At 74.3% G+C, this 21,376-nt stretch carries 20 protein-coding genes and 1 tRNA gene; 11 read left to right on the top strand and 10 right to left on the bottom strand.

Annotation, left to right across the window (positions count from 1 at the left end):
- Positions 1-135 precede the first annotated feature (135 nt).
- The 4 genes from ACME2J_RS11645 to ACME2J_RS11630 are packed head-to-tail and all read right to left on the bottom strand — an operon-like array spanning position 136 to position 5,011.
- Positions 136-1,638, bottom strand: coding sequence for an alpha,alpha-trehalose-phosphate synthase (UDP-forming) (locus tag ACME2J_RS11645; RefSeq protein ID WP_495545083.1), 1,503 nt, complete (start codon positions 1,636-1,638; stop codon positions 136-138).
- 51 nt (positions 1,639-1,689) lie between these two features.
- Positions 1,690-2,868, bottom strand: coding sequence for a S1C family serine protease (locus tag ACME2J_RS11640; RefSeq protein ID WP_495545082.1), 1,179 nt, complete (start codon positions 2,866-2,868; stop codon positions 1,690-1,692).
- Positions 2,865-4,271 (bottom strand): sensor histidine kinase, encoded by a 1,407-nt coding sequence (locus tag ACME2J_RS11635; RefSeq protein ID WP_495545081.1) that lies wholly within the window; start codon positions 4,269-4,271, stop codon positions 2,865-2,867. Before ACME2J_RS11635 ends, ACME2J_RS11640 begins: the two co-directional genes overlap by 4 nt.
- The gene (locus tag ACME2J_RS11630; protein ID WP_495545080.1) at positions 4,268-5,011 is read right to left on the bottom strand and encodes a response regulator transcription factor; all 744 of its coding nucleotides are present in this window, start codon (positions 5,009-5,011) and stop codon (positions 4,268-4,270) included. Before ACME2J_RS11630 ends, ACME2J_RS11635 begins: the two co-directional genes overlap by 4 nt.
- An 84-nt stretch (positions 5,012-5,095) precedes the next feature.
- On the opposite strand from ACME2J_RS11630, the gene ACME2J_RS11625 reads away from it, so the two are divergent.
- Together ACME2J_RS11625 and ACME2J_RS11620 are read left to right on the top strand one after the other, a co-directional pair.
- A complete protein-coding gene (locus tag ACME2J_RS11625; protein ID WP_495545079.1) occupies positions 5,096-6,865 on the top strand; it encodes a hypothetical protein in 1,770 nt (589 codons plus the stop codon).
- Positions 6,862-7,566 (top strand): sortase, encoded by a 705-nt coding sequence (locus tag ACME2J_RS11620; RefSeq protein ID WP_495545078.1) that lies wholly within the window; start codon positions 6,862-6,864, stop codon positions 7,564-7,566. Before ACME2J_RS11625 ends, ACME2J_RS11620 begins: the two co-directional genes overlap by 4 nt.
- 304 nt (positions 7,567-7,870) lie before the next feature.
- Here the strand turns inward: ACME2J_RS11620 and thiL are convergent, their stop codons facing one another.
- From thiL to ACME2J_RS11605, 3 genes are read right to left on the bottom strand one after another with little or no spacing between them, the layout of a single operon-like run.
- Entirely contained in the window at positions 7,871-8,854 is a 984-nt protein-coding gene (gene thiL / locus ACME2J_RS11615; RefSeq protein WP_495545077.1) for a thiamine-phosphate kinase, read from the bottom strand.
- A 7-nt stretch (positions 8,855-8,861) separates the two neighbouring features.
- Positions 8,862-9,080, bottom strand: a complete 219-nt coding sequence (gene infA / locus ACME2J_RS11610; RefSeq protein ID WP_495545076.1) for a translation initiation factor IF-1 — start codon at positions 9,078-9,080, stop codon at positions 8,862-8,864.
- Positions 9,081-9,127: 47 nt separating this feature from the next.
- Positions 9,128-11,335 carry a transglycosylase domain-containing protein gene (locus ACME2J_RS11605; RefSeq protein WP_495545075.1) on the bottom strand — a complete coding sequence of 736 codons (2,208 nt, stop codon included), beginning with the start codon at positions 11,333-11,335 and terminating at the stop codon, positions 9,128-9,130.
- Positions 11,336-11,433: 98 nt separating this feature from the next.
- On the opposite strand from ACME2J_RS11605, the gene ACME2J_RS11600 reads away from it, so the two are divergent.
- From ACME2J_RS11600 to ACME2J_RS11585, 4 genes are all read left to right on the top strand, one after another.
- A complete protein-coding gene (locus tag ACME2J_RS11600) occupies positions 11,434-12,726 on the top strand; it encodes a mannosyltransferase family protein (RefSeq protein WP_495545074.1) in 1,293 nt (430 codons plus the stop codon).
- Positions 12,723-13,451, top strand: a complete 729-nt coding sequence (locus ACME2J_RS11595) for an HAD family hydrolase (protein ID WP_495545073.1) — start codon at positions 12,723-12,725, stop codon at positions 13,449-13,451. Before ACME2J_RS11600 ends, ACME2J_RS11595 begins: the two co-directional genes overlap by 4 nt.
- Positions 13,448-14,356: a CPBP family intramembrane glutamic endopeptidase gene (locus tag ACME2J_RS11590; RefSeq protein ID WP_495545072.1), complete on the top strand. Its 909-nt coding sequence runs from the start codon at positions 13,448-13,450 to the stop codon at positions 14,354-14,356. The genes ACME2J_RS11595 and ACME2J_RS11590 overlap by 4 nt, the downstream gene beginning before the upstream one ends.
- Positions 14,357-14,457: 101 nt before the next feature.
- On the top strand, positions 14,458-15,450 hold the full coding sequence (locus ACME2J_RS11585) for a L,D-transpeptidase family protein (protein WP_495545071.1): 993 nt from the start codon (positions 14,458-14,460) through the stop codon (positions 15,448-15,450).
- On the opposite strand, the gene ACME2J_RS11580 is transcribed toward ACME2J_RS11585, so the two are convergent.
- On the bottom strand, positions 15,441-15,836 hold the full coding sequence (locus ACME2J_RS11580; protein ID WP_495545070.1) for a hypothetical protein: 396 nt from the start codon (positions 15,834-15,836) through the stop codon (positions 15,441-15,443). The genes ACME2J_RS11585 and ACME2J_RS11580 overlap by 10 nt on opposite strands.
- A 52-nt stretch (positions 15,837-15,888) precedes the next feature.
- Here ACME2J_RS11580 and pyrE point away from each other — a divergent pair, with 52 nt between their 5' ends.
- The 4 genes from pyrE (at position 15,889) to ACME2J_RS11560 (ending at position 18,783) form a co-directional block, all read left to right on the top strand.
- Positions 15,889-16,422 (top strand): orotate phosphoribosyltransferase, encoded by a 534-nt coding sequence (gene pyrE / locus ACME2J_RS11575; protein ID WP_495545069.1) that lies wholly within the window; start codon positions 15,889-15,891, stop codon positions 16,420-16,422.
- Positions 16,423-16,460: 38 nt separating this feature from the next.
- Positions 16,461-17,234: a hypothetical protein gene (locus ACME2J_RS11570; RefSeq protein WP_495545068.1), complete on the top strand. Its 774-nt coding sequence runs from the start codon at positions 16,461-16,463 to the stop codon at positions 17,232-17,234.
- Positions 17,235-17,316: 82 nt separating this feature from the next.
- Positions 17,317-18,186, top strand: coding sequence for a LuxR C-terminal-related transcriptional regulator (locus tag ACME2J_RS11565; protein ID WP_495545067.1), 870 nt, complete (start codon positions 17,317-17,319; stop codon positions 18,184-18,186).
- A gap of 195 nt (positions 18,187-18,381) precedes the next feature.
- Complete coding sequence (locus ACME2J_RS11560) at positions 18,382-18,783, top strand: hypothetical protein (RefSeq protein ID WP_495545066.1); 402 nt, start codon at positions 18,382-18,384, stop codon at positions 18,781-18,783.
- 35 nt (positions 18,784-18,818) lie between these two features.
- On the opposite strand, the gene ACME2J_RS11555 is transcribed toward ACME2J_RS11560, so the two are convergent.
- Positions 18,819-18,892: transfer RNA gene (locus ACME2J_RS11555), tRNA-Arg, on the bottom strand.
- A gap of 73 nt (positions 18,893-18,965) precedes the next feature.
- Between ACME2J_RS11555 and ACME2J_RS11550 the strand changes: the two genes are divergently transcribed.
- Positions 18,966-20,705: an ABC transporter substrate-binding protein gene (locus ACME2J_RS11550; RefSeq protein ID WP_495545065.1), complete on the top strand. Its 1,740-nt coding sequence runs from the start codon at positions 18,966-18,968 to the stop codon at positions 20,703-20,705.
- A gap of 13 nt (positions 20,706-20,718) precedes the next feature.
- On the opposite strand, the gene ACME2J_RS11545 is transcribed toward ACME2J_RS11550, so the two are convergent.
- Complete coding sequence (locus ACME2J_RS11545; protein WP_495545064.1) at positions 20,719-21,351, bottom strand: hypothetical protein; 633 nt, start codon at positions 21,349-21,351, stop codon at positions 20,719-20,721.
- Positions 21,352-21,376 lie beyond the last annotated feature (25 nt).

Genomic DNA, 21,376 nt, shown 5'->3' with positions numbered 1-21,376 from the left:
GGCCCGCCGGCCACGATCCACGCGCGCTGCGAGCGCCGCGCCGCCCCCGTCGCGGGCTCCGGCGCCGCCGTCTCCGCCACGCGTGGCGGCTCCGGCGCCCGCGGCCCCTCCGCCCGTCCTCCCCGAGGAGGAGCTCTACCCGTGAGCGGACCCGCCGCCGGAGGAGGGGAGCGGAGGCGCCGATCCGTCACCCGCCTTCATGCGGATGTCCGCGAGCTGCTCGTCGATCCAGTCGCCCGGGTCGCGTGCGGTGACCGTGCGCTGCAGGCCCTCGAGCCTGCGCGCGCGCTCCTCCGCGGGCATCTTGAGCGCGGTGTAGATCGCGTCGGCGAGCTCCTGGATGTCGAACGGGTTGACGCTGAGCGCGTCCTCGCCGAGCTCCTCGTGGGCGCCGGTGTTCTCGGAGAGGATCGAGACGCCGTTGCGCTCGTTGACGAGCGGGCCCTCCTTCGCGACGAGGTTCATCCCGTCGAACATCGCGTTGACGAGGAGGACGTCGTAGTGCTTGTAGGAGGCGACGGCCTCCTCGAGGTCGTCGCGCAGCTTGAGCTGGATCGGCATCCAGTCGGGCGTGCCGTGCCGGTGGTTGACGACCGCGACGAGCGCCTCGATCCGCTCGAGGTACTCCGCGTACTCGGGCACGTCGGTCCGCGACGGCATGAGCTGCGCGACGAACGTCACCCGCTCGCGGAACTCGGGGTGCTGGTCGAGGAAGAGGTCGAAGGCGCTGAAGCCGCGCAGGACGTTCTTCGAGAGGTCCGCGCGGTCGACGCGGAGGATGAGATGGTCGCGACGACGGCGCAGGAGCTCGCCCTCGCACTCCGCGGTACGCGGCGAGGCCGCGACCGAGCGCGTCGCGCTCGCGTCGATCGGCAGCGGGTACGCGCGCACCCACACCTCGCGCCCGTCGACGTGGACGACGCCGCCCTCGTGGTCGACCTCGAGGTCGAAGAGGTCCTCGCAGCACTGGAGGAAGTTCCGGCGGTAGGAGCGGGTGTGGAAGCCGACGATGTCGTTCGCGAGGATCCCGCGGTAGACGTCCTCGCGGATGCGGTTCGGGAGGACCCGCCAGGCGTCGGACTGGGTCCACGGGATGTGGACGAAATGGTGGAGGAAGACGTCCGGCCGCGCCTCGCGGATGAGCGCCGGCAGGAGGTAGAAGTGGTAGTCGTGGATCATGACGACGGGCTCCTCGCGGCCGTCGATCTCCTCGATCACCGCCTGGGCGAGGTCCTCGTTGACGACGCGGTAGCCCTCGTCGAACGCCGTGATCTCATGCTGGCGGACGTCCGGTGCGTTGCTGAGGTCCCAGAGGTAGTGCTGGATGAACCACAGCATCGGGTTGGCGATGATGTTGTAGAAGCCCTCGTAGGCATCGGGGTCCGAGACGACGAGCCTCACGGCGTACTCGCCGCCGGCCGGTGACCGGACGGTGATCGCCCGCCCGCCCGCCTCCTCGGCGCGCGCGATGTCCCCCGGCCCCATCGCCGAGGCGATCCAGACCGCGTGGCGGTGCGACGCCAGCCCGGTGAGCGCGGTGACGAGCCCACCCGTGCCGCGCGAGACGCTCCCGTCCTCGGCGAAGGTCACCGGGCCGCGGTTGGACACGAGCACGAGCGGGTGGGCTTCCTCGGTCATGCCGACACGGTACCCCGGGCGGGACCGTCGGACTCGCCGTCCGCGTCGGCGTCAGGGAGTGCGGGGGGCGCTGAGCGGCCGCGCCCCGAGCGTGACGACCGCCTCGCGGCGCTCGCCGCCCCGGAAGAGCGTGAGCGTCACCTCGTCGCCCGGGAGCTTGTCGAGGAGGACGGTGCCGAGCTCGGCCTCCTCGTCGATCTCGACGCCGTCGACGGCCGTGATGAGGTCGCCGCCGGGGATGTACGGCCGTGCCTGGAACGTCTGCTCGTCGTCGCCGGCCTTCAGCCCGGCCCGCTCGGCCGGCCCGTCGTCGGTCACCTCCTGCACCCACGCGCCGCGGGCGACGGGCAGGTCGAAGCGCTCGGCGAGCTGCGGGTAGACGGCGGTCGTCGAGACGCCGAGGAACGCGTAGCGCACGCGCCCGCTCGCCCGGAGCTGGCGCACCGACCGCTCGACGGTGTCGACCGGGACGGCGAATCCCACCCCGGAGCTCTCGCCGCTGCGCGTCCGGATCTGCGAGTTGATCCCGAGCACCTCGCCCTTCGCGTCGAGGAGCGGGCCGCCCGAGTTGCCGCTGTTGATCGCGGCGTCCGTCTGGATCGCGCCGGCGGTCTGGAAGCCGGTGAGCGACGCGATCGAGCGGTTCAGCGCGCTGACGACGCCGATGCTCAGCGACTGCTCCTCGCCGAACGGCGACCCGATCGCCGCGACGGGCTCGCCGACGGCGACGTCCTCGGCCGATCCGAGCGGGAGCGGGCGCAGGGTGAGTCCCGCGGGGTCGACGCGGAGGAGCGCGACGTCGCTGAACGGGTCGAAGCCGACGATCTCGGCGGGCACCTGGTTGTCGTCCTGGAAGCGGACGTAGACCTCCTTCGCCTCGCGGATGTCCTCGCCCTCGCCGCTCGTCACGACGTGGGCGTTCGTGACGATCTCGCCGCTGTCGCCGAGCACGAACCCTGATCCGAGGCCGCTCCGCCCGCCGCCGTCCTCGCGGTCCGACGTCCGCAGGCCGGTCGAGATGACCGTGACGACGCCGGGGGCCTCGCGCTCGTAGATCCGCGCGGGGTCGAAGCGGACGACGCCGTCGCTCGTGGCGCTCGTCGCCGATTCGAGCAGCTCGACGCGCGTCGTCGTCCGCTCGACGGTCGCGGTGTCGGGGCCGTCGTCCTTGCCGCAGCCGACGAGGAGCGCGACCGCGACGAGCGCGAACGGGACGACGCCGCGCCTCACGCGGGCAGCTCCAGGGTGAACGTCGTGCGGCCGGGCCGCGACTCGACCGTGAGCTCTCCGGCCATGCGCTCCGCGAGCTCGTGGGCGATCGCGAGTCCGAGGCCGGACCCCCGGGCGTCGTCGGAGGTGACGAACGGCTCGAAGACGTGGGGAAGCATGGTGCGGTGGATTCCCGGCCCGTGGTCGACGACGCCGACGCGCACGCTGTCGTCGTGCCGGGAGGCGCTCACGGTGACGTCCGTTCCCTTCGGCGTGTGCGTGAGCGCGTTGTCGATGAGGATACGGAGGACCTGCCCGACGCGTTCAGGGTCGCACGTCGCCTCCACGGGCGTGCGCGGCCTGCGCAGCTCGAGCGTCGCGTCCCGGGCGCGCAGCGCCGGGGTGAACTCGTTCGCGATGACCTCCGCTAGGACGCCGAGGTCGGTGCGCTCCTCCCGCAGCTCGAGGGACCCGGCCTCGAGGCGCGAGAGGTCGAGCAGGTCGGTCGCGAGCTTCCCGAGCCGGTCGACCTGCTGCGCGATCTCGCCGAGGAAGGCATCGCGGGTCTCGGGGTCGAGGTCCTCGTCGCGCAGCAGCTCGACGAAGCCGCCGAGCGAGAAGAGCGGCGTGCGGAGCTCGTGCGACGCCGTCGCGATGAAGCGCTTGCGGGCGGTGTCGAGCTCGGCGAGCTGATGGCGCATCGCCTCGAGCGTCTCGCCGAGCCGGCCGAGCTCGTCGGACTGGTCGACGGGGAAGCGCGCGTCGAGCTCGCCGCCCGCGACCCGCTCGGCGACCGCCTCGAGGCGCCGGACGCGTCGCGACAGGCGCTCGGCGGTGACGGCGCCGGCGAGGACCGCGAGCAGGAACGCGACGAGCCCGGCGGCCAGGACGCGGTTGCGCACGACGTCGACCTGTCCCTCGACGTCGGAGAGCGGCGTCGTGAGGACGACGACGGACCCGACCGCGCGCCGTCCCTCCCCGTCGATGAAGAAGAGCGGCACGGCGGCCTGCCCGACCCGGCCGTCCGCGCCGGTCGCCGTGTCGGTCACCGTCGCGCCCGACTCCGCGGCGGCATCGGCGATCGCGAACGGGACGTCGTCGATCTCCGTCCTCTCCGTCGAGTCCGAGCGCGGGAACGTCTGGATCCCGAACGTCCCCCGGCTCACGCCGAGCAGCGTGATGCGGACGCCGGCCGCGTCGGCCGCCGAGCGGACCGTGCGGTCGAGCGCGTCGACGTCCTCGTTCGTCGTGATCGCGCGCTCGATCGGCGTCGCGTAGCGCTCCGCCGTCCGGGCGAGCGCGTCGAGGCGCTCGTCGGTGAGGCTCGCCTCGAGCCCCGGGATCACGGCGAGGGCGACGACGGCGACCGCGCCGAGGACGATCGCGCCGAAGACCGCGGCGAGGCGCGTCCGGATCGATCTCACGACATGGGACCGCCGCCGGGCGCCTCGTCGACCTCCCGGAAGCGATAGCCGACCCCGCGCACGGTGAAGATGTACTCGGGCTCGCGCGGATCGCGCTCGAGCTTCTCGCGGAGATGGCGGATGTGGACGTCGATCGACCGCGGGTCGCGGTAGGCGCTGTCGCCCCAGACGCGCGTGAGGAGCATGTCGCGCGTGAACACGCGGCCGCGGCTCGAGGCGAGCGCCGCGAGGATCTCGAACTCCACGTACGTCGTCCGGACCTCGTCGCCCCGCAGCGTCACGCGCCGGCGCGCGGGATCGATGACGAGCTCGTGGACGGAGATCGGCGCGTCCGCGTCGCGCTCCTCCTCGGCGTGCGCCTGGCTCATGCCGGCGCGCCGCAGCGCGGCCCGCACCCGTGAGCGGAACTCGCGCAGCGAGAAGGGCTTGGTGATGTAGTCGTCGGCCCCGAGCTCGAGCCCGAGGACCTTGTCGAACTCCTCCGACTTCGCGGTGAGCATGATGATCGGGACCGCGCTGCGGGCACGGAGGCGCCGGCACACCTCGAGGCCGTCGAGGCGGGGCATCATCACGTCGAGGACGACGAGGTCGAAGTCCTGCTCGCCGAAGCGGTCGAGCGCCTCGCGCCCGTCGGTCGCCGAGACGACCTCGTAGCCGTCCTTCCGCAGCGGATAGGCGAGGAGCGTCTGGATCGACGCCTCGTCGTCGGCGAGCAGGATGCGCGGCGCGCGTTCGGCCATCGACGTCCATCGTAGGACCCCGCGATCGCCGGCCGCCGGGGCCGGCGGCCCGCGGCTCCGCCGGATCGAGGATAGTGGGGCTCCGTGCTCGACCTCCGCATCGCACGACTCGCGGTCGTCCCGTTCCTGCTCGCCGTCCTCGTGGTCGCGTTCTCGCTCGAGGACCGCCCGCGCCCGATCGGCACGACGATCGCCGCGGACGCCTTCGACGGCGACCGCGCCGAGCTCCTCCTCGAGCAGCTCGCGGTCGCCCATCCCCGCCGCATCCCCGGCGGGGAGGACGACGAGGCGCTCGCCGAGCGGGTCGCGAGCGAGCTGACCGACATCGGGTCCGCCGACCCGCGCGTCGAGACCGACCGGGTGCGGACGATCGAGGGGACCGTCGACGTGACGACCGTCACGGCGAAGCGCGTCGGCTCGCCCGACCCGGGGATCGTCGTCCTCGCGCACCGCGACGCCGCCGAGCCGGGCTCCAAGGCCGAGCTGTCCGGCACCGCGGTCCTGCTCGAGCTCGCGCGGATCGCGATCGACGGGCGCTTCCGACGCACCGTCACGTTCGTCTCGACGAGCGGCGGGAGCGGAGGGTCCGCGGGCGCCCGCATCGCCGCCGAGCTCGTCGACCGTCCGGTGCAGGGCGTGATCGTCCTCGGCGACGTCGCCGGGACGGAGGCCGAGCGGCCGTTCGTCGTCCCGTTCTCGAACGACGCCAGGCAGGCGCCGGTGCAGCTGCGGCGGACCGTCGAGGAGGCGGTCCGCGAGGAGCTCGGCACGAACCCGGGCGGGACGCGCGCCCCGGCCCAGTGGGCGCGGCTCGCGATCCCCTTCACCACGGGTGAGCAGGGCGTCCTCCTCGACGAGGGGGTCCCGGCCGTCCTGCTCTCGGTGAGCGGGGAGAAGCGCCCCGAGCCGGACACGCCGGTCGACGCCGAGCGGCTCGAGGGCTTCGGTCGCGCGGCCCTGCGCGCGATCACCGCGCTCGACAACGGGCCCACGATCGACGAGGAGCCCCGGGCCGTCGTCGTGACGAACCGCAAGCTCCTCCCGGCATGGGCGGTCCGGCTGCTCGGCGCCGCGCTCCTGCTCCCGGTCCTCCTCCTCGTCGTCGACGGCCTCGCGCGCGCGGGCCGCCATCGCGAGCCCGTCGCGCGGTGGCTCACGTGGGTCCTCGCGACCGCGGCGCCCTTCGCCCTCGTCGCCGCCGTCGCGGTCCTCGTGCGCCTCACGGGCCTGCTGCCCGCCGCGCCGGAGGCGCCGAGCCCGCCGGGGGCGATCGGAGTCGACGAGTCGGCCCCCATCGCGCTCGGGGTCCTCGGCCTCGCCTTCGTCCTCGGCTGGGTGGGCCTGCGGCGGGCGCTCCTCCACCTCGGGCGCGTGCGCGTCCGCCCCGCGGCCGAGGGCGCGGGGGTCGCCCTGCTGCTCGTGTCGGTGACCGCGGTCGGGGCCGTGTGGCTCCTCAACCCGCACGCGGCGATGCTCCTCATGCCGGGACTCCTCCTCGCGGTCGGCGTCGTCGCCGGGGCGGAGATCCTCCCCCGGTGGAGCGGTCTCGTCGCCGTCCTCATCGGGCTCGTCCTCCCGCTCCTCGCGGCATCGGTCGTCGCCTCGGCGGTCGGCTACGGGCTCGGCGACGCCGCGTGGGCGGCGGTCCTCGCCGTCGCCGGCGGGCACGTCGGGCCGCTGTGGTGGCTCCTCCTCTCGGTCCTCGCGGGGTGCGCGGTCGCGACGGTCCTCCTCGCCTTCGCGCGCCGGAAGGACGCGAAGGACCGCGAGCCGGACGTCACCGTGCGGGGCCCGGTGACCTACGCGGGACCGGGAGCACTCGGCGGCGTCGACTCGGCCCTGCGACAGCGATGAGGCGCCCGGAGGGCGACACGCCGCTGCGGCGGCGTCTCCGCGCGCTCGGCACGGTCCTCGTCGTCGCGGGGGCGCTCGTCCTCCTCGACGCGATCCTCACGCTCACCTGGCAGGAGCCCATCACCGCCTTCCTCCAGGGCCGTGCGCAGGCCGGGCTCAGCGACGACCTCGGCGAGCTGCGACGCGCGGGCCCGACGACCGTCGAGGAGCGCGACCTCGCCCGTCTGCGCGAGCCCGAGTCCCGCGTCGCCTACCTCGCGCGTTCGCTCCGCCAGCGCACCGATGCCGGCGACGCGGTCGGGCGCATCCGCGCGGACGACATCGACCTCGACGAGGTGGTCGTGGCCGGGACGGAGGGCGGCGACCTGCGCAAGGGGCCCGGCGTGTACGACTCGACGGCGTTCCCGGGGGCGTCGGGAACGACGGGGATCGCGGGGCACCGCACGACGTTCGGGGCGCCGTTCCGGCGGATCGACGAGCTCGAGGAGGGCGACGAGATCGAGGTGGAGATGCCGTACGCGACGCTCGTGTACCGCGTGGCGAGGACGCGGATCGTCGAGCCGGGCGACGTCTCCGTGCTCGAGGACACCGGACGCGACCAGCTCGTCCTCACCGCGTGCCATCCGCTCTTCAGCGCCGAGCAGCGGATCATCGTCTTCGCCCCTCTTGTCGACGCCCGCGCGCGCGGTCCTGCCGCCTGACCACTTCTGGGTGTGGCCGTCGGGCATCTGTCTAGCCCCCTCAAGCGCGATGCGCGTCGCGGCCGATGCTCCTCCCGGATGGCGCCGCATCGCCACCGGGACGCGACGGCGCCGCCGTCGGCCTGGGCGATGACATCCGGCGCTGCCGATGAGACCGTGAGCCGACCGAAGGACCGACACGTGCACATCGCGGAGCTGCAGCAGCGGATCGCCCGCCGCGACTACATCGTCGACCCCAAGGCGGTCGCGGAGGCCCTGCTCCGGCGCGCCGACCCGTGCTGCGACCTCCTCGTCGCCGAGTCGGTCAGCCGATCCGATGGCGGAAGCCCTCGAGCGCCCGGGGCCGGCCGTCGGCCCCGAGGAGCCTGAGAGCCGGGCCGTCCGCGCCCGCCTCGACGACCCGCCCGATCCAGGTCACCCCCTCGATGCCGCCGACGAGCTCGGGCGGGCACGAGACGAGCAGCTCGTAGTCCTCGCCGGCGGCCGCCGCGAGCTCCTCGGGCGCTCGGCCGAGCGCCCGCGCGACATCCGCGACGCCCGGCGCGAGTGGAAGCGCGGTGAGGTCGACCTCGACGGTGACGCCGCTCGCGCGGGCGAGGTGCCCGGCGTCGCTCGCCACTCCGTCGGACAGATCGACGAGCGCGGTCGCCCCGGCGGCGCGCAGCGTGCGCCCCGCGAGGAGGCGCGGCTCGGGACGCACGTGCGCGCGGAGGAGGTCGCGCGCCGTGCCCTCGGCGATCCCGGCGTCCGCCGCCGTCACGTCACCGAGGAGGAGAGCGAGCCCGGCGCCGGCGCCGCCGAGGGGGCCGGTGACCCCGACGAGGTCTCCCGGCCGCGCCCCGTCGCGCCCGAGGACATCGGCCTCGTCGTCCGCCCAGCCGACGACGGTCACGCCGATCATGAGCGCCGGCGAGCGGCTGAGGTCGCCGCCGGCGATCGTCGTCCCGGTCCGGGCGGCGAGCTCCTCCATCCCCGTCATGAGCGCGACGACGTCGTCGGCGCCGACGTGCGGCGGGATCGCGAGGGCGACGTACGCCTCCCCCGCGTCGGCGGCCATCGCGGCGATGTCGGAGAGGGCGCGCGCGAGGGCGCGGTGGCCGACGTCCGCGGGGGAGACCCCGGGGTGGTCGAGGCGGAAGTGGACGTCCTCGACCATCTGGTCGACGCTCACGACCTGGACGGGCCGTGCGCGGACGACGGCGGCGTCGTCGCCGATCCAGCGGGCGGTCCGGTCGCCACGGGGGGCGAGGACCCGGGTGATCGCGGCGAGGAGCTCGAGCTCGCCCACGCCGCGGTCAGCGGTGGCGGTAGACGATCCGCGCGCGGGTGAGGTCGTACGGGCTGAGCTCCACCCGGACGCGGTCGCCCGGGAGGATGCGGATGCGGAACCGGCGCATCTTGCCGGCGACGTGCCCGAGCACCTCGTGACCGTTGTCGAGCTTCACGCGGAACATCGCGTTGGGGAGCGCCTCGACGACCTCGCCCTCGAACTCGACCTTCTCTTCCTTTGCCATCGCCGGGGACGGTAGCACCGCGGGGCCGTCGGGCCCTCTGCGACCGCTCAGCCGGTCGCCGCGGGACCGCCTGCCGGCGGCGCCGGACCGCCGGCAGGCGGCGCGGGCGCGGCGGCGGGCGGGGGCTCCGGGGCCGGCGCGGGCTCGGGAGCGGGTGCGGGCGCGGCCTGACCGCCGTCACCGGTGCCCTCGCCGGCGGCTTCGTCCGGGCCGGCCGTCGCGGGGGGCGGGGGCTGCTCGTAGGTGTAGAAGTCGGTCGACTTGTCGGCGGGAGCGCCCGGCGCGCCGTTCTTCGCGTACTTGCCGAAGAAGGGCTGCGGCTCGAAGGGCTCCTTCGGCTTCGGCCAGTCGCCGCACTCGTCGCGGTCGACGGCCTTCTCCATGAAGTCCTTCCAGATGAGCGCCGGGGCCTTGCCGCCGTACATGACGCCGTAGCCCGGCACGCTCTCCATCGGGATGCCCTTCTTCGGGTAGCCGACCCAGACCATCGTCGTGAGGTCCTTCGTCATGCCGCCGAACCAGGCGTCCTTGAACGCCGTGGTCGTGCCGGTCTTGCCGGCCGCCGGGCAGAAGCCGAGTTGGGCGGAGGTGCCCGTGCCCCCCTGGACGTTCGCCTTCATCGCCCGGATCGCCTCGAGCGTCTCGCCGTCCGTGAAGACCTTCTCGCTCTTCGTCTTCGACAGCGCGGTGTCCTCCCGGCCGTCGGGGAAGACGACCTTGCGGATCGCGATCGGCTTCTTCCGGGTGCCGCCGTTGTTGACGGTGTTGTAGGCGCGCGCCATCTCGAGCGGGCTCACGCCGCGGGTGAGACCGCCGAGCGCCTCGGCCGGGTAGGCGTCGAGCTTGCTCGAGATGCCCATGTCGTAGGCGGTCTCGCGGACCGCCTCCGGGCTCACGTCGAGGGCGAGCTGCTGGAAGACCGTGTTGTCCGACGCGACGGTCGCCTGGAAGAGCGTCCGCCGGCCGCCGTAGGCGCCGCCGTCGGAGTTCGAGACCTCGATCTTCGCCCCGGTCTCGGCGTCGGTGAAGTTGAGCTTCTTCGAGTCGTAGGTGACCTTGTTGATGTCGACGCCGCGGCGGATCGCGGCCATGAGCACCATGATCTTGAAGGTCGACCCTGGCTGGCGCTTGCCCTGCGACGCGACGTCGAACTTCGAGTCGCCGTAGCTCAGCGAGGAGGCCATCGCGCGGATGTACCCGGAGTCTGGCTCGATCGAGACGAGCGCGGAGGACGGCGAGCCCGGAGCGCTGAGGCGGTTGCGGATCGCGGCGCGCGCCTGCTGCTGGGCCTTGAGGTCGATCGTCGTGTAGACCTTGAGCCCGCCGCGGCGCACGGTCTCGCGCCCGTACTGGCGGGTGAGCTCACGTCGCACGTAGTCGAAGAAGTAGCTCTCGCGACGCTTGCTGAAGAAGTCCGACCGCTCGACCCCGAGGTCCTTCGCCTTCGCCTCGGCGGCCCGTTCGGCCGAGATCGCCCCGGTCTCGACCATGGAGTTGAGGACGTCGTCGCGGCGGCGCTTCGCGCCCTCGGGGTTGAGGAAGGGGCTGTACTGCGACGGCGCCTGCGGAAGGCCGGCGAGGAGCGCGGCCTCGTGCAGCGCGAGGTCCTTCGCGCGCTTCCCGAAGTAGAGGCGCGACGCGGCCTGGACGCCGTAGGCGCTCTGGCCGCCGACGGTGCCGTACGGGACCGTGTTGATGTACTTCACGAGGATCCACTTCTTGCCCTTCGGGCCGTTGTGGACGTTCTCGAGCTCCTCGGCGAGCTTGGCCTCGCGGATCTTCCGCTTGAAGTCCTGGCTGCGGTCCTCGGTGTAGAGGTTGCGGATGAGCTGCATCGTGAGCGTGGAGCCGCCCTCGACGGTGTCGCCGCTCTGCAGGTTCTTGACGCCCGCGCGGATGACGCCCTCGAAGTCGACGCCCTCGTGCTCGTAGAACCGGCGGTCCTCGATCGCGACGGTCGCGTCCATCATCGTCTGCGGGATCTCCGACGAGTGGATCGGGAGCCGCAGCACCTCGGACTGGATGAAGCCGAGACGGGTGCCGTCCTTCGCGTAGACGACGGAGCTCTGGCCCACGTCGACGGGCTTGAGCTCGCTGAGGTTCGGCCCCGACTTCGCGACCCCGATGACGTATCCGACCGCGGAGATCGCGGCGATCGCGAGGACCGCCGACGAGATGCCGACCGTCAGGAAGATGATGCGCCCTGGCCCACCACTGTTGCGGCGGCGGCGCCTCTGTCGCTCACGGCGGGACATGGCGAACTGACCATGGTAGCGACCGCGCCCCCTCGGCCCGCCGCCTGCACCGACGCTGGCGCGGACGGCCTCGCGCCGCCTGCGGGAGGATGGAGGGGATGACGTCCCGCGGAGCCCCGGTGCGCGGCGGTCTCGCGCCACGCCTCGAGGCGCGGCTCCGGATCTCCGCGCCCGCTTGGGAGCGCAGCCTGCGCGAGGCCGCCTTCGCCTTCCTCCTCTCGCGGCTGCTCGTCGTCGTCCCCGGGGCGCTCGCGGCCGGCTTCCTCGGCCTCTCGGGCAGGGCGCCGGAGTTCGACCCCGCAGGCGTGACGTCGGCCGACGGGGCCTTCGGCGACGCGCTCCTCGCCCCCTTCGCCCGGTGGGACAGCGTGTGGTTCCTCGCGATCGCCGACGGCGGGTACGGCGAGGACCCGGCGCGTCCGGCGTTCTTCCCGCTCTACCCGCTCCTCGCCCGCGTCGTCGGGGCGCCCGCCGGGTCGTCGCTCGCCGGCGGGATCGTCGTCTCCGCCCTCGCGTTCTGGGTCGCGCTCGTCGTGCTCCACCGTCTCGCCGAGCGGGAGCTCGGATCGGCGAGCGCGGCGCGCTGGACGGTCCTCGCCTGCGCCCTCTTCCCGGCGGCGCTCTTCCACGGCGCCGTCTACAGCGAGGGCCTCTTCCTCGCGCTCTCGGTCGGGGCGGTCTACGCCGCGCGGACCAGCTCCTGGGCGTGGGCCGGCGTCCTCGGGGCGCTGGCGGCCACGACGCGGAGCGCGGGGATCGTGCTCGTCGTGCCGCTCCTGCTCCTCCACCTCGAGGAGCGGCGCGCCGCGACCGGCTCGCGACGGCCGAGCGCCGAGGCGGCGTGGATCGGGCTCGTCCCCGCCGGCCTCCTCGCCGTCGTCGCCTTCTTCGGGCTCTCCCGCGGCGACCCACGGGCACCGTTCGACGCCCAGGAGGTGTGGATGCGCGAGCTCACGGTGCCCTTCTCGGGGGTGTGGGACGGGGCCGTCGCCGCCGTCGAGGGGGCGCGGCAGCTCCTCTCCGGGGCGCGCGAGCCGGTGTTCTTCACCGCGGCGGGCGGCGATCCTTTCGTCGTCGCGCAGGACAACCTCATCCTGTTCGCGTTCCTCGCGCTCGCGCTCGTCGCCGTCGCCGGGACCCTGCGCCGGCTGCCGCTGCCGTACGGTGCCTACCTCGTCGCGGCCCTCGCGCTCCCGCTCTCGGCGCCCGTCGCCGCACAGCCCCTCATGTCCCTCCCGCGCTTCCTCGCCGTCCTCTTCCCGGCCTTCCTGTGGGCCGGGCTCGCGCTCGACCGGGTCGCGCCGCGCCGCGCCGCGGTCGTCATCGGGGTCAGCGCCGTCCTCCTCGCGGTCCTCGCCGCGCGCTTCGCGACCTGGCACTGGGTGGCGTGACCGCGCGCCGCTACGACTGCGTGCTCCTCGATGCGCTCGGCACGCTGCTCGACCTGGAGCCGCCGTGGCCCCACCTCGTCGAGGCGCTCTCGCGGCGCGGCGCCGACGTGGGGATCGACGACGCCCGCCGGGCGATGGTCGCGGAGATGACCTACTACAAGGCGAACTGCGACACGGCGGGCGACCGGCCGTCGCTCGACGCCCTGCGGGAGCGCTGCGCGGCGATCGTCGCCGACGAGCTGGGCGAGGCGGTCGCCGGCGTCGCGCGCGCCGACGTGCTCGACGCGATGCTCGAGTCGCTGCGCTTCCCGCCCTTCCCCGAGGTGCGCGAGGTCCTCGCCACGCTCCGAGACGGCGGGGCGCGACTCGTCATCGTGAGCAACTGGGACGTCTCGCTCCACGACGTCCTCGCCGAGACCGGTCTCGCCGACCTCGTCGACGGCGCCCTCACGAGCGCGGAGACGGGACTCGCGAAGCCCGCTCCGGGCCTCCTCGAGCGCGGCCTGGCGCTCGCGGGCGGGGTGGAGCCCTCGCGGGCGCTCATGGTCGGCGACACCGAGCCCGACGCGGAGGCGGCGCGCGCCGCCGGGGTCGACGCGGTCCTCGTCGCGCGGCACGGGCCCGTGCCCGTCGGGGCGCGGCGCACGGAGGCTCTGAGGCGCGCGAGATACGTCGACGACCTCCGGGCGGTTCCTGCGCTCGTCTACCCTTCCTCGGACGCATGACGGACGGCGGCGATTCCACCCACGTCTCGGTGCCGCCGCCGTCCTGGGGCGGGTCGGCGCCGCCGCCCGAGAACCCGGAGCTGCCGCTCGGCGTGCGCCCCGGCGAGCAGCGGCCGCGCTGGAAGCCGTGGACGGCGTGGGTCGCGTTCATCGCCGGCTTCGTCCTCGCGACGGTGGGCTTCCTCGTCCTCAGCGTCGTCGGCGCGGCCTTCGGGGCCGACGTCGACGATCCGCCGCCGTCGGTGACGATCCTCGCGACGATGTTCCAGAACCTCGCGCTCATCGGTGCGGCGCTCTTCTTCGCCCGCATGGTCGCGCGTCCGCGCCCGTGGCAGTTCGGCCTCCGCGCGGTGCGGTGGAAGCCGGCGATCGGCTGGACGCTCGTCGCCTGGCTCGGCTTCATCGTCTTCAGCGCGATCTGGGCAGCCGCGATCGGACTCGAGGACGAGGAGGACACGCTCCCCGACGATCTCGGCATCGACGAGTCCACCGTCGCCCTCATCGCGGTCGCGTTCCTCGTCACCGTCGTCGCGCCCGTCGGCGAGGAGCTCTTCTTCCGCGGCTTCTTCTTCCGCGCGCTCGCCAACTGGCGCGGCATCTGGCCGGCGGCGATCATCAACGGGATCGTCTTCGGCGCGATCCACGCCGGCGGCTCCCCGGCGGCCTTCCTCGTGCCGCTCGGCATCCTCGGCGTCGTCCTCTGCCTCCTCTACTGGAAGACGCAGTCGCTCTACCCGCCGATCGTGCTCCACTGCCTCAACAACTGCCTCGCCCTCGGCGTCACCCAGGACTGGACGTGGCAGATCCCGCTCCTCATGGCCGGCGCCCTCTCCGTCGTCGCGCTCTTCGCCCTGGGAACGCGGCGGGTCTTCGGTCCCGCTCCGGCGCGACCGCTCCCGGTGTAGGACCGCCGCTGCGCCCCCGGCGAGGCGCCGTCGCCCGCTCCCCTGCGCCGACCTCGGGCTCCACGTGACCCGCGAGCGTTGCCGCCGTTAGCATCGCGTCCATGAACCGCCGTCTCGTCGCCGCAGCAGCCGCCTCCGTCACGGGGGTGCTCGCGCTCCCGGCCGCCGCCGTGGGACAAGGGCCCGCGCCCGCGCCCGCTCCCGCGCCCACCGGGCCCGTGAAGGCCGAGCTCACGATCACCCCTGAGAAGGTCAACGGCGACGAGCGCGCCGTCCTCGCCGGGGAGCAGTGGCGGGTGCGCGGCGAGATGGACCGCTTCGTGAGCGGGCAGGAGGTCGTCGTGCGCTTCTACCGCGACGGGAAGAAGATCCTCGCCAAGGGCGTCACCGTCCAGCCGGGGAAGGACGGGACCGGCCAGTTCAAGGTCTCGTTCAAGACGGGGAAGGACGGGCGCATCACGATCGGCGCGAGCCACCGGGCGACGCCGCAGCTCGACACCGCGGTGGCCGAGGAGCGCACCGTCGACGTCCTGCCGCGCCAGGTGAAGCGCGGGTCGAAGGGCGACTCGGTGCGGATGCTCCAGAGCAGACTCGACCGCCTCGGCTTCGTCGTCGGCAAGCGCGGCGTCTTCGACGCGCGCACGGCGCGCGCCGTCCTCGCCTACCGCAAGAGCACCGGCCTGAGGCGCACGAGCGAGGCGAGCTCGGCGGTCATGCGTCGTCTCGCCCGCGGCTCCGGGCGCTTCAAGGTGCGCCACAAGTCGCACGGCCGTCACATCGAGGCGGACCTCTCGAAGCAGATCATCGCCCTCATCGGCGAGGACGGCGATGTCGAGCGCATCTACCCGACGAGCTCGGGCGCGCCCGCCACGCCGACGATCCGCGGCTCCTTCCGCGTCTACCGCCGCGACATCGGCAGGCTGGCGAGCGGCATGGTCCACAGCGCCTTCTTCAAGGGCGGCTACGCGATCCACGGCTACAAGAGCGTCCCCACGTACCCGGCGAGCCACGGGTGCCTGCGGGTGCCGATCCCCGATGCCCTCTCGATCCGCAACTGGACGCGGATGGGGACGATCGTCGACGTCTACGCCTGATCCGGGCGCGGCCGCAGCGGCGCGCCGCGGCCGCGGCCGAAGCGCGCGAGGGACCCGAGCCCGAATCCGTAGACGAGGATGGCGAGCAGCGCCGGCACGGCGCGGCGGACCCAGCTGGAGCCGCTCGAATCGACGATCGCCGCGAACGGGGCGAGCGCGACGTCGTTGACGTCGTCGACGAGCTCGCGCAGCGTGCTGTTCGACTTCTCGCGGGCGCGCTCGTCGCCGCTCGACGGGGCGACCTCCTGGCCGGCCTCACGGCCGCGGATCTCGGCTGTCGTCGCGTCCCTCGCCGCGCGGGTCTCGTCGATGGCGAACATCGCGAAGCCCACGAGGGCGCAGGTCGTGAGGAGCACGGACAGCAGACGAAGGGGAGTCTCGATCACCGGTCGGGATAGCGTAGGCGCCATGACGAGGTCAGACGCACGCACTCGACTGATGTCCGAGCTCCGCGCGCACGCGCTCGTCCTCGGCGAGGTCGTCCTCTCGAGTGGCGCGACGGCGCAGTACTACGTCGACGCGAAGCGCGCGACGCTCCGCCCCGCGGGCTTCAAGGCGATGGGGGAGCTCGTCGCGTCGTACGCGGAGGAGTGGGGCGCGACGGCCGTCGGCGGGCTCACGATGGGTGCCGACCCCGTCGCGTGCTCGGCCCTCGCGGCCGGGGCCGACGTGAAGGCGTTCTTCGTCCGCAAGGAGTCGAAGGCCTACGGCCTCCAGCGTCGCGTCGAGGGCCCGATGCTCGACGACGCCGATCGCTGCCTCGTCGTCGAGGACGTGGTGACGAGCGGAGGCTCGACCGTCCAGGCGATCGAGGCCCTCCGTGACGACGGACGCTCGATCGTCGGCGTCGTGAGCGTCCTCGACCGCCTCGCGGGCGGGTCCGAGGCGATCCAGGCGGCGATCGGCGAGGCGCCGTACGTGCCGCTCACGACGATCGACGACATCTACCCCGAGCGCCCGGACCGCGGGTAGCTGCGACGGCGCTCGCCCCGCGCGCTACCGTCGGCCGCATGCGCAGGCTCCTCCCGACGCTCGTCCTCGGAGGGATCCTCTCGTCGGGGGTCGCGACCGCGGAGGCCGCGAACCCTCCCGCGACGCTCGCGGCGCGCGAGACGCGCACCCTGGTGCGCGACGCCGTCGAGGAGGTGTTCGGCGAGCGGCCACGGGGCGTCGACTGCGCGAGGAGGTCGAGGCTGCGCCTCGCGTGCCGGACCGCCACGCGCATCGGCCGGTTCGAGCGCGTCCGGGCGAGCGTGACCGTGAGGAGGACGGGCACCCGGCTCAGCCCGATCGACCGCTACGAGCTGCGGGCGACGCGGATCCGCGAGCTCACGGGCGCGCGGCGCACGCAGCGCGCCGACGGGCGCTTCGTCGTCGCGTCGCGGCGGGCGCCGGCGGGGAAGACGCTGCGGCTCCTCGGCGATCGCGGCGTCGACATCGAGGTGACCGCCGGGCCTCCCGTCGATCCCTACGTCTCGCCCGACCCTCTCGAGCTCCCGCAGGCCGGCACGCGCTTCGTCGCGATCCCGCTCAACGTCCGCAACGTCGGCCGCGACGCGTACCGCGCGCCGTTCGGGCCCGACGTCGGCCTCCTGCTCTCGGACGGGTCGCGCGGCGACTCGCGGCACCTCGGCGAGGGCTGCCCCTCCGCGGTCGACCTCGCGCCCGGCGACCTGCGCCGCGGCGTCTGCCGCACCTTCCAGATCCCGTTCGGCCTCTCCGTCGAGCGCATCGACCTGGACGCGGGACGCGAGACGGGGCGCTGGACGGTCGACGGCGACTGAGCCGAGCGCGTCGGTCGCCGCGCGCCGGGATGGACTCGGGAGTGGCCTCCGGGCGCCGCATCTGGCAGGCTCGCCCGTCGAGATGGCCGACCGCGCGCTCTCCCTGCTCACCGGCGTCCGCTCGTCGCTCGCGTGCGTGAGGGTCATGAGCGACCCGGAGCAGGTCCTCGCCGAGGCGGGGCGGCTCACCGTCGAGCGCTGCGGCCTCGACCGCTGCATCGCGTTCGCGGTGCGCGAGGACGAGCTCGTCGCCCACAGCGTCTGCTTCGGGACGGAGGAGGCCTGGGCCGCCCGCACGCTGCGCATCGGCCAGGGGCCGGAGGGGCGGCAGCGGCTGCGCCGCGACCTCGTCGAGACCGAGTCGGTGCGCCGGCGGATGGCCGCGCTCGTCGCCGACGCGCAGAACGACCCCCACACCCCGCGGGCGCTCGTCGAGGAGACGATGACCCGCAGCTACGTCGCCGCCCCGATCGTCTGCGAGGACAGGGTCGTCGGCTTCCTCCACGCGGACCGCTTCTTCACCGGGCGCGACGTCGACGAGGTCGATCGCGAGGCGCTCGCGTCGTTCGCCGCGGGGGTCGGCGTCGTCCTCGAGCGGCTCCTCCTCCACCGGCACCTCGAGAGGCAGCGGCGACGGCTGCACGAGCTCGGCGCGACCGTCACCCGGCTCGCCGACGACGTCACCCTCGTCGACGTGAGCCTCGCGGAGGCGCCCGAGCCGGAGGCCTCCCCGGTGTCGGACCTGCGCGCCGACCGCGCGGTGCGGGCGCGCCTCAGCGCCCGCGAGCGGGAGGTCCTCGATCTCCTCGTCGCCGGCGCGACGAACGCCGAGATCTCCCGGCGCCTCTACATCAGCGAGGGGACGACGAAGGCGCACGTCCGGCACATCCTCCGCAAGCTCGGGGCCGCGAACCGCGTCGAGGCGGTCGCGAAGTTCCTGCGCGGCGGTTGACACCCTGACAATCGACCGGTCGGCCGACGGCAACGGACCGACCGGACGATGGCGGCCGCGCGCGGCGCGGCGTACGGTCGATGGCGTCCGGAGCGTTCGCCGGACGGCAGGACGACTCGTCGCCGAGGGGAAGCACGGCCCCGCCGGGCCCCCGCCCGGGGCGACGAGCGCCTGCCCCATGTCCGAGGGAGAGAGATGAACGAGCACCACGAATGCGCTCGGCGGCTCGCCGAGTGGATCTCGAGCGCGTCCGAGGACGCCTCGCTGTCGTCGCGGCTGGCCCGTGCCGGGGTCGTCGTCCACGTCCACTTCGCGGAGGGCGTGGGCGCGACGCTCGCGCTGCACCGCGACCCGGTCCGCGCAGAGCCGACGCTCGAGGGGACGCCCGACGTCGAGCTCTGGGTGACGCCCGAGCTGATGATGCGGATGGTCCGGCGGGAGAAGCACCTGGCGATGCTCATCACGGCCGGCGAGATTCCCTACCGTGGACCCGTCCGGCAGTTCCTGCGGGTCGTCCCGCTCCTGCGCTCGCTCGACCACTCGGTGTGGCGCGGGGCGCCGGAGGCGGCCGGAGTCGCCGTCGGCGTCGGTGGGTGAGGAGGCGCGTCCGGGCGGCGTGACGTCGCCCGGAACGCCCCGAGCAGGATTCGAACCTGCGGCCTACCGCTTAGGAGGCGGTCGCTCTATCCACCTGAGCTATCGGGGCCCACGGGGAGCGTACGCGGTCCGCGGGGGGAAGCGGCACGCCCCGGCGGCGCAGCGCGCACAATGAGCCGCCGATGCATCGCCACCCGCTCGTCTCGGTCGCCGTCCTCTGCGCGCTCCTCGTCCTCGCGGGCCTCGTCGCCGGCGACGAGAGCGTCGAGCGCGGCGCCGGCGTGAGCGCGCCGTCCCGCGGAGAGGTGCTCGACGGCAGCCGCGGGGGCGGCCTCGTCGTGCTCGCCCCAGACACGCTCGACTCCGTCGACCCCGGGCGGACCTACTCGCAGGTCGGCCTCCAGATCGCCTACGCGACGCACCGGCCGCTCTACTCCTTCGCGCCCGACGACCCCGAGCGACCGCATCCCGACCTCGCCGAGGGACCGCCGGAGATCTCGGCCGACCGGCGGACCGTCACGGTGCGCCTGCGGCGCGGCGTCCGCTTCGCGCCCCCGGTCTCCCGCGAGGTCGTCGCCGGCGACGTGAAGTACGCGATCGAGCGCTTCCTCGCGGCGGGCGGCGCGCGGCTGTACCCGTACTTCTCGGTCATCGAGGGCGCCCCGCGGCGGGCGGACGCCTCCGGGCCGGTCCGTCCCGTCGACGGCATCCGCGTGCCGGACGACCGCACGATCGTCTTCGAGCTCGCCGAGCCGGAGGGCGTCATGCTCGCGGCCGCGCTCGTCATGCCGGCGACCGCGCCCGTGCCGCCGGAGGTCGCGCGGCCGCTCGACCGCCGGGACCCCGGCGCGTACGCGCGGCGGGTCGTCGCGACCGGCCCCTACATGGTCCGCCGTGAGGGGCGCGGCGCCGCCGTCACGCTCGTTCGCAACCCCGCGTGGGACGCGGAGACCGACGTGCGGCCGGCGTTCCTCGACCGGATCGAGATCCGGCCCGGGGACCGCGACCCGGCGGGCGCGGCGCGGAAGGTCCTCGAGGGCCGTCGCCGCGCGCTCGACGTCGCGCCGCCGCTCGAGGTCGTCGAGCGGCTCGCGGAGGACCACCCCGAGCAGTCGACCGAGGTCGCCTCCGGCGGCGCGCGCTTCCTCACGCTGACGACGACGTCCGCGCCGTTCGACGACGTCGGCGTCCGGCGCGCCGTCGTCGCCGCGTTCGACCGCGCGGCCGCGCTCGACGCGGTCGGCGGCGCGCACGTCGGCGAGGTCGCCTCGCACTTCCTCCCGCCGGGCGTCCCCGGCCACGTCGCCGCGGGGCGGGAGGCGGCCTCGCTGCGGATCGTGGGTGAGCCGGCGGGCGACCGCGCGCTCGCGCGCCGGCTCCTGCGCGCGGCGGGCCACGCCTCGGGGCGCTACGAGGGCGACGAGCGGGTCGTCATGGTCGGCCCGAACGTCGCGCCCGGGCGCATCGACGCCGAGCAGGCGAAGGAGGCGCTCGAGGGCCTCGGCTTCGAGGTGCGGCTGCGGCTCGTCCCCGCCGACGCGGTCGCCGCGGTCTGCCAGGAGCCGGCGAGCCGCGTCGACGCATGCGCGGGCGTCGGGTGGTTCCGCGACGTCGCCGATCCCCAGGCCGTGCTGGAGCCGCTCTTCCGCTCGCCCCCGCGCGGCGAGGAGAGGAGCCCGACGACGAACCTCTCGCGCCTCTCCGCGCCCGCGATCGACGCGGCGATGGACGAGGCCGCGCGGCTCACGGGCGATGCGAGGCTCGAGGCCTGGGCGCGGATCGACCGGGCGGTCGTCGCGCAGGCCGCCGCGGTGCCGCTGCGGTGGGAGCGGACCGCGCTCGTCTGGTCGCCGGACGTGCGCGGCGTCGCGAACCCCTACTTCGGGCTCCTCGACCTCGCGTACACCTCGCGGCGACGCTGACGCGGCGGCCCGGCTAGTCCTCGTCGTCCTCCTCGTAGAGCGACTCGGCCGCGACCTGCGTGCCGCGCGCGTCGAACACCTTGATCGTGAGCTCGTCCCCGCGGTAGGCGTCCGGGGCGATGAGCGTGAAGCGCCCCTCCGCGAGCACGCACTGGTCGACCGCGAGGTCGGCGAGCTCGGCGGTGACGACCGCTCCCCGGTCGATCATCGGCCGGCCCCAGACGAGCGTCATCGCGGCGACGTTGCCCTCCTCGCCGCGCCAGCCGCCGATGACCTCGTCGCAGAGGTCGACCTGCCACTCGGGGTTCGCCTCGGCGGTCTCGGCCGTGTAGTCGGCGGTCGAGAAGAACGCGGAGGGCTCGTCGCCCTGCTCGGCCGGCGGGAGGTAGCTCACGTAGCCGAAGAGCTCGTAGCCCCCCGTCGTGCGCACCGTCGCGGGCACGTAGGTGCGGCCGTTCCAGGTGCGGTCGGGGTACCACTCGATCTCGGGCGCGGGCTCGCCGAGGTCCTCGCCCTCGCCGTCGTCGATGCGGGTGCACGCGCCGAGGAACTCCGCGCGCAGCCGGTCGGCCCAGCGGCCGTAGGGCAGGCCCTCCTGGGGCGGCTCGGCGCTGAAGCGGGGGACGAATCGGTCGGCGGGCGGCATGGCGCGGAGTCTATGAGTCAGTCGG

It is taken from the genome of Paraconexibacter sp. (assembly GCF_059438195.1).
This window is presented reverse-complemented; position numbering and strand designations above follow the sequence as displayed.

Coding starts and splice junctions, on each gene's coding strand:
- ACME2J_RS11645 (WP_495545083.1), bottom strand. CDS start 1,638: ATGACCGAGGAAGCCCACCCGCTCGTGCTCGTGTCCAACCGCGGCCCG.
- ACME2J_RS11630 (WP_495545080.1), bottom strand. CDS start 5,011: ATGGCCGAACGCGCGCCGCGCATCCTGCTCGCCGACGACGAGGCGTCG.
- ACME2J_RS11620 (WP_495545078.1), top strand. CDS start 6,862: ATGAGGCGCCCGGAGGGCGACACGCCGCTGCGGCGGCGTCTCCGCGCG.
- infA (WP_495545076.1), bottom strand. CDS start 9,080: ATGGCAAAGGAAGAGAAGGTCGAGTTCGAGGGCGAGGTCGTCGAGGCG.
- ACME2J_RS11605 (WP_495545075.1), bottom strand. CDS start 11,335: ATGTCCCGCCGTGAGCGACAGAGGCGCCGCCGCCGCAACAGTGGTGGG.
- ACME2J_RS11600 (WP_495545074.1), top strand. CDS start 11,434: ATGACGTCCCGCGGAGCCCCGGTGCGCGGCGGTCTCGCGCCACGCCTC.
- ACME2J_RS11590 (WP_495545072.1), top strand. CDS start 13,448: ATGACGGACGGCGGCGATTCCACCCACGTCTCGGTGCCGCCGCCGTCC.
- ACME2J_RS11585 (WP_495545071.1), top strand. CDS start 14,458: ATGAACCGCCGTCTCGTCGCCGCAGCAGCCGCCTCCGTCACGGGGGTG.
- pyrE (WP_495545069.1), top strand. CDS start 15,889: ATGTCCGAGCTCCGCGCGCACGCGCTCGTCCTCGGCGAGGTCGTCCTC.
- ACME2J_RS11570 (WP_495545068.1), top strand. CDS start 16,461: ATGCGCAGGCTCCTCCCGACGCTCGTCCTCGGAGGGATCCTCTCGTCG.
- ACME2J_RS11565 (WP_495545067.1), top strand. CDS start 17,317: ATGGCCGACCGCGCGCTCTCCCTGCTCACCGGCGTCCGCTCGTCGCTC.
- ACME2J_RS11560 (WP_495545066.1), top strand. CDS start 18,382: ATGAACGAGCACCACGAATGCGCTCGGCGGCTCGCCGAGTGGATCTCG.
- ACME2J_RS11550 (WP_495545065.1), top strand. CDS start 18,966: ATGCATCGCCACCCGCTCGTCTCGGTCGCCGTCCTCTGCGCGCTCCTC.
- ACME2J_RS11545 (WP_495545064.1), bottom strand. CDS start 21,351: ATGCCGCCCGCCGACCGATTCGTCCCCCGCTTCAGCGCCGAGCCGCCC.